This window comes from Streptomyces niger (genome assembly GCF_000718305.1).
In the GTDB taxonomy this organism is placed as follows: Bacteria; Actinomycetota; Actinomycetes; order Streptomycetales; family Streptomycetaceae; genus Streptomyces; species Streptomyces niger.
The window spans coordinates 1-220 of record NZ_JOFQ01000105.1; the positions used below are offsets into that span (position 1 = coordinate 1).

The following is a 220-nucleotide window of genomic DNA, read 5'->3' on the forward strand; positions in this document are numbered from 1 at the left end:
GGCGGCCTGCAGCTGCTCGCGCGCCTCGACCGCGAGGTGCACCTCGGAGCCGGTGGCGATCAGCACGGCCTGCGGCGCTGCGCTCTGCCCGTCGGCCGCTTCGGCGTCGAACAGGACGTAGCCGCCCTTGGCCACGCCCTCGGCGTTGGGCTCGTAGGTCGGCACGCCCTGGCGGGTCAGCGCCAGACCGTGCGGGGCGCCCTTGCCGAACTCCTTGGTC

General features: G+C 75.0%; 1 protein-coding gene. It reads right to left on the minus strand.

Translation table 11 applies throughout. The features are described from left to right. Positions 1 to 220, minus strand: a 220-nt coding sequence (locus IF20_RS37075) for a transketolase-like TK C-terminal-containing protein (RefSeq protein WP_407702613.1), incomplete at both ends; no start/stop codon positions are given.